Source organism: Candidatus Andeanibacterium sp. (assembly GCF_057143545.1).
Genome location: NZ_DBNHSF010000219.1, coordinates 1 through 5,597 on the forward strand (window position 1 = coordinate 1; position 5,597 = coordinate 5,597).

Annotated in this window: 5 protein-coding genes; 1 reads left to right on the top strand and 4 read right to left on the bottom strand. The window is 65.4% G+C overall.

Features of this window, described 5'->3' with window-relative positions; genetic code table 11:
- The 4 genes from AC16XC_RS12820 to smpB form a co-directional block, all read right to left on the bottom strand.
- The coding region (locus AC16XC_RS12820; protein WP_484035052.1) for a DUF4139 domain-containing protein at positions 1–1,490 on the bottom strand (1,490 nt) is incomplete at its 3' end.
- A gap of 140 nt (positions 1,491–1,630) precedes the next feature.
- Positions 1,631–4,066 carry a hybrid sensor histidine kinase/response regulator gene (locus AC16XC_RS12825; protein WP_484035053.1) on the bottom strand — a complete coding sequence of 812 codons (2,436 nt, stop codon included), beginning with the start codon at positions 4,064–4,066 and terminating at the stop codon, positions 1,631–1,633.
- On the bottom strand, positions 4,063–4,635 hold the full coding sequence (locus AC16XC_RS12830) for a DUF2062 domain-containing protein (RefSeq protein WP_484035054.1): 573 nt from the start codon (positions 4,633–4,635) through the stop codon (positions 4,063–4,065). The genes AC16XC_RS12825 and AC16XC_RS12830 overlap by 4 nt, the downstream gene beginning before the upstream one ends.
- A gap of 173 nt (positions 4,636–4,808) precedes the next feature.
- Complete coding sequence (gene smpB, locus AC16XC_RS12835) at positions 4,809–5,291, bottom strand: SsrA-binding protein SmpB (protein WP_484035055.1); 483 nt, start codon at positions 5,289–5,291, stop codon at positions 4,809–4,811.
- A gap of 70 nt (positions 5,292–5,361) precedes the next feature.
- Here smpB and AC16XC_RS12840 point away from each other — a divergent pair.
- Positions 5,362–5,597 (top strand): hypothetical protein (locus tag AC16XC_RS12840; RefSeq protein WP_484035056.1); only part of this gene is annotated, 236 nt, incomplete at its 3' end.

Below are 5,597 nucleotides of genomic sequence, written 5' to 3' on the forward strand. Positions count from 1 at the left end.
GTCGCGTAGGTCACGCGCACTTCGCGCTCGCCATTGGCGGGGACGGTGATCGTGTATTTGCGTCGATCACTGTTGATCTGCTCGCCGGCAACGTCCTCGCTCACCACGCGGTAGTCCTGGCTCCACCAGCCGCGGTCGAGCCCGGTCTGGTAGAGTTCGACCGTCACCGGCTCGGGTTTGGCATTGGTGAGCGTGTAGCGCATGGTCGTCCGGTAATAGGTGACCGCGTAATCGACCGTCCCCTGGCTGACGATCTTGTCGTCGCTGATCACCTGCCAGCGCTTGTAGGTCACCCATTCGTCGGCGGTGATACGCTCGCGCTTCTCGACTTCGGCCTGGACGAAAATATCGAACGCATCGCCGGTCCTGAGGCTGAGTTCGCTCCCCATCGGGGTGTGGCCGATGCCGTTCTCGCCGATGAATTGCGGATTGCCCTCAGCATCGCGCTGGTAGAACCGCACTGTGCCGGCGGGAAGCGCGTCGCCCAGCCCGCCCTCGCGCGACGAGGAGAAGGCGATTTCGCTCGAGACATTGACCGGCTGTTCCTCGTTCTGGAGCCAGTAGATGTCGCGGCGATAGACTTTCCGCGCCGGGACCGCCTGCACATCGAGGAAGCTGACCTGCTTGGTCTGGGCGTTGGCAATCGTGGTGCGTTCGGCGATCGGGTAAAGATAGAAATCGCCCAGCCGCTCGCGATCCGCGGTTTCGGTACCCGGATCGAAACTGCCGGAGGACGCGCCGGGGGGAAGCGCCCGGCCCGGCGAAGCATAGCCGCGTTGGGACTGCCCGCCCGGATTGCCGGCAACCAGCAGCGTGTCGGCATTGTTGAAGGTCGTGCCGGTGTTGTTGGTCAGCGTGACCCAGCCCTGCATGTCGATCGTGCCCCTGGCTTCGTCGTAGAGCGACACATAGTCCGCCGACCAGCCCAGCCCCGGCGTGAGATAGCGGATCGAGGCCGGGCGCGTGCCCGCGCGATTGCTCTCGACTGTGACGGAAAGCGTCGGGCGGGCGCGGAGGTTCTGCGGCACCCCGTCGAAGATCACCCGCACCGGGAGGCCGTCGTCGCGCAGCACTTCGATCCGCTCGCCGATCTTCACCACCACCCCGCCGACGGTCGAAAGGACTTCCGCCCGCTCCCGCGTCTCGGCCCCGGTCGCCGGATTGGTTCGCACCAGCGTAACCGTCTGGCCGATCGCCTTTTCCATCAGCTTCGACGGGGTTAGGAGGTCGAAATCGAAATTCTGTTCGACGATCCCGGCCCCGGCGGCGCTGAAGCTCAGCGTCTCGGGCCTGATCTGGGCAGAAACGTCGGGAAATTCGATCCTGCTGCGGCCCGCGGCGATGTCGAGCTGGCGGATATCCTGCACCAGCGCCTGGTTGTTGTTGTAGATCGTGACCGACACGTCGCCTTGCGCGCTGGGCGCGGTGGGATCGCTGCTCTGGGCAAGGGCGCCGGGCTGGATTGCCAGCAATGCGGCAGTTGCAAGCATAGCGGAAATACGAAGTGATTTCATAACCCTCTCCAGGTGTTAGAAATTCATAACTCGTCCAATCGGTGTGAGCGCGCGATGAACGGAAATGACAACTCATATTCCTACTTCGTCGCCCCTGCCTTCGCTGGGGCGACGGATCACTTCTTGGAGGCGCCAAGCACTTCGGCAACCTTGTCGCTGATCTGCTGGACCGAGAACGGCTTGGGAATGAAGTGCATCGCGTCGATGTCGATCTCGTTGCGCAGCTGCTCTTCGGCATAGCCCGACATGAACAGCACCGGCAGCGCGGGATGGGACTTGCGCAATTCGCGCGCCATGGCGGGGCCGTCCATGCCCGGCATCACGACATCGCTCACCACCAGGTCGAACGGCCCTGAATCCGCGATCCGTTCAAGTCCCTCCTCGCCGTCGCTGGCGGTGGTCACGTCGTAGCCCGCGCGGGCCAATGCCCGTTCGGCCACCGCGCGGACCATATCCTCGTCTTCGACCAGCAGCAGCTTGCCGCCGCCCGGCCAGCTGCTCGTGTCCCGCGCCGCCGGTTCGACCGGCGCGGCAGCTGCGGCGTGGTGCACGGGCAGGTAGATGGTGAAACGCGCGCCGATGGCGGCGCCGTTTTTCCCTTCGACATTGTCGGCGAAGATGAACCCGCCCGACTGCTTGACGATGCCATAGACCGTCGACAGCCCGAGCCCGGTGCCCTTGCCCATTTCCTTGGTGGTGAAGAATGGTTCGAAGATCTTGCCGAGATGTTCCGCCGGGATGCCCCCGCCGGTGTCCTCGACGATCAGCGCGGTGTAATCGCCGATCGGGATGATGTCGCTCTTCAGCCGCCTGATATCGGCCGAGGTGATCCGCCTGGTGGCCATCGACAGGCGTCCGGTTTCGCCGCGCGCCAGCATCGCGTCGCGCGCATTGACCGCAAGGTTGACGATGACCTGCTCGAGTTGCTGCGGATCGGCCCTGACCGGCCCCAGATTGCGGTCGTGATGGACCTTGAATTCGATCCTATCGCCCATCAGCCGCTTGAGCAGCTGGCTCACCTCGGAGACCACATCGGGAACCTGCAGGATTTCGGGCCGCAGCGTCTGCTGGCGCGAGAAGGCGAGCAATTGCCGCGTCAGCGAGGCCGCGCGGTTCGAATTGGCCCTGATCTGCTGGATGTCGTCATAGTCGCTGTCGCCGGGCGTATGGCGCAGCAGCATCAGGTCGCAATAGCCGATGATCGCGGTCAGCACATTGTTGAAATCGTGCGCCACGCCGCCCGCGAGCTGGCCGACCGCCTGCATCTTGGTCTGCTGGGCGACCTGCCGCTTGAGCCGCGCTTCCTCGGTCGTATCGGCCAGGCTCAGCAGCACCGCCGGTTCGCCCATGCCGCGCACGCCCGCGAGCCCGAGCGAGACCGGCTCGTCGGGATTGGCGCGCAGCCGCACGGCAATATCCGTCGTGTTGAGCGGGCCGTGGCCGTGGCGCCGCACCGCGTCCGACAGCGCGGCCTTGTCTTCCTTGACCACCAGGTCCGACGGGAACGGCGGGAGCGATTTGCCCTCGAGCCCGCAGGCGCGCAGGAAAGCGGGGTTCGAAAACAACAGGTGCCCGTCGCGATCGGCCATCGCGAGGCCGACCGGGAGCTGCTCGAGAAGGGCCTGCAATTGCGCCGGACTGCCGGGCGGTTCGGCGCCCCAATTGGCCCCGATCCCGACTCCGGAATCGAGCAGCAGCATCAGCGAGGAGGCATGTTCGGGCGAAAGGTCGCGGTCGTCCGGCTCGACCAGCGGGACCTGGACCAGCATCACCGGGCTGCCCTTGCGCCCTTCGCGGGTGTAGTAGATCCGCTCGCGCTCGTCGCTGCGCAACTGGGTGGCGAACTCCTGCCCGACCAGCGTTGCGCCTTCGTCGCCCGCGGCCCGCGCGGAGAAGCCCGGGCTCGCCGCGCGGATCACGCCTTCGGGCCCGACCAGCACGGCATCGATCCCTGCCTGGGCGAGAATCCTGCCGAAACTGCCCGAAATCCGCTCGGCGATCGTTGCCAAGGGATCGCTCTCGACCAGCCTGGAAAAGCGCCAGATCAGGTATTCATCCGCCCGGCCCGCGCGTTCGACCGCGATCCGCCAGCGCTCGCCGTCGCGTTCGAGCAGGTCGACCCCGCCGGAGCCGTCGCGCCAGGCCGCCCGGCCCGCGCGGGTAAGCACCTCGACTTCGCCGTCGCTCAAAGGCAGGCCGGGGGGCGCGTGGACCCCGCCGAAGCTCTCGACGAAGAAGGAATTGGCGCAGACCAGCCGGTTGGCGCGGTCGGTGATCGCGATCGCGAGGCCCGCCTGTTCGATCGCCGCGACCGTAACCGTCCAGTCGGGGATCGAAAGCGTCTGGACCCCGGCCGCCGGGCGGTTGCGCAGCAGCGTGATCGAGACGGCGCCCAGCGCCACCAGGCCGCCCGCGAAAGTCAGGGTCAGCGCCTGTTCGCGCGTGGCGAACCAGACCAGCGCGACGCTGGCGGCAAACGCCGCCGCTACCGCGAGCAGTTCGCCGACACGCCGCCCGCTCCCCACCCGGGCCATGTCGGCCGCCTCGCTCATTCGGCGGGTTCGAGTTCCTGGCCGGTGGCGAGGCGGTTGCGCCGCTTGCGCGCCACCCGGTTGCGCCAGATGAACGAGGCCAGCAGGTAACCGATTGCTGCCGCGAGCACCGAGATCACGAACAGGCCGAACACCAGCGCAGGCGCGGCATCGGACAGGGTCCAGGCGAACCAGTCGCCGATGCTCGCGCCCGATTCATAAAGCGCATAGAATGTGGCCATGTCGGCATGGAAACCCATACCGTTGCCGACAAACAGCGAGGCCGCGAGGATAAACGGCGTGGTCGCCGGGTTCGAGAGGAAGGTCATGCCCGCGGCCAGCGGGATATTGCCGCGGCACGGGACGCAGAGCAGCGCCGCGCCGAGGATCTGGATGCCCGGGATCAGGGCGAAGATTCCGACCAGCAACCCGATCGCCACCCCGCGCGGGACCGAGCGCCGGGTCAGCCGGAACAGCTCGGAGCGGCTCATGAACGGCCTGATCAGCCGATTTCGCTCAAGCTCTGCATGGCTCGGGACCTGGCTTCGTATCCAGTCGGACAGGCGTTTCTTGGCGGTCGAAGTGTTCATGAAACCTATATTGTGACTGCCGCCGCGTGCGGCAATGAGTCCCGCATAGATCATTGAGCACGAACAGCAGGTGAACGCCTTTTGCTAACCCGGCGCATGAGGGCAAGGTTCAATCGACGGTTTTCCCATATTTGCCGACCGGATGCGGCACTGCAGCAACGGTTTTGGCAGATTCAACCGCTCTCGCGCATGATCCTTGCCTGGTCGCGCTTCCAGTCGCGGTCCTTGATCGCGGCGCGCTTGTCATGCGCCTGCTTGCCCTTGGCCAGTGCCAGCTCGACTTTCGCCCGGCCCTTCGAATTGAAATAGATCGACAGCGGGACGAGCGTCATCCCCTTGCGCTCGACCGCGCCGGTCAGCTTGTTGATCTCGCTAGCGTGCAGCAGCAGCTTGCGCGGCCGCTTGGGCTCGTGGTTGAAGCGGTTGCCATGGCTGAATTCGGGGATATTGGCATTGACCAGCCAGCATTCGCCGTCGCGGATTTCGGCATAGCTCTCGGCGATCGAACCCTCGCCGAAGCGCAAGCTCTTCACCTCGGTGCCGGAAAGCGCGATCCCGGCCTCGAGCTTTTCGTCGATATGATAGTCGAACCGCGCGCGGCGGTTCTCCGCAACGGTCTTGACCTTGTCGAACGTGCTGGGTTTGGGGCGCGCCATGATCCGGGGGCATGTAGGGGGCTTGGCGGGAAAGGGGAAGGCTGGCTAAACTGCTACGAAAGGAGAGGGCATGAATATCTTCAAATCCTTTGGCTCCAGACTGCGCATTCGCGGCCATGGCCGCTGGCATGTAGCCGCCAGCCTGTTTCTGGTGGCCATCGTCCTGTTCGGAACCGCGCAACCACACCCGGCTCATGCGTCCGAAGGCGCAGAGCCTTCCTTTATCGAGATTCCCTTCGCGCCGCCAACCGACACACCGCTTCGTTACCGTCTGGTCAGCGAACGCAACGCCGATGGCGATACCAT

Bases quoted from the DNA above. Each gene is read 5' to 3' on its own strand.
- AC16XC_RS12825 (WP_484035053.1), bottom strand. From the start codon at position 4,066: ATGAGCGAGGCGGCCGACATGGCCCGGGTGGGGAGCGGGCGGCGTGTC.
- smpB (WP_484035055.1), bottom strand. From the start codon at position 5,291: ATGGCGCGCCCCAAACCCAGCACGTTCGACAAGGTCAAGACCGTTGCG.
- AC16XC_RS12830 (WP_484035054.1), bottom strand. From the start codon at position 4,635: ATGAACACTTCGACCGCCAAGAAACGCCTGTCCGACTGGATACGAAGC.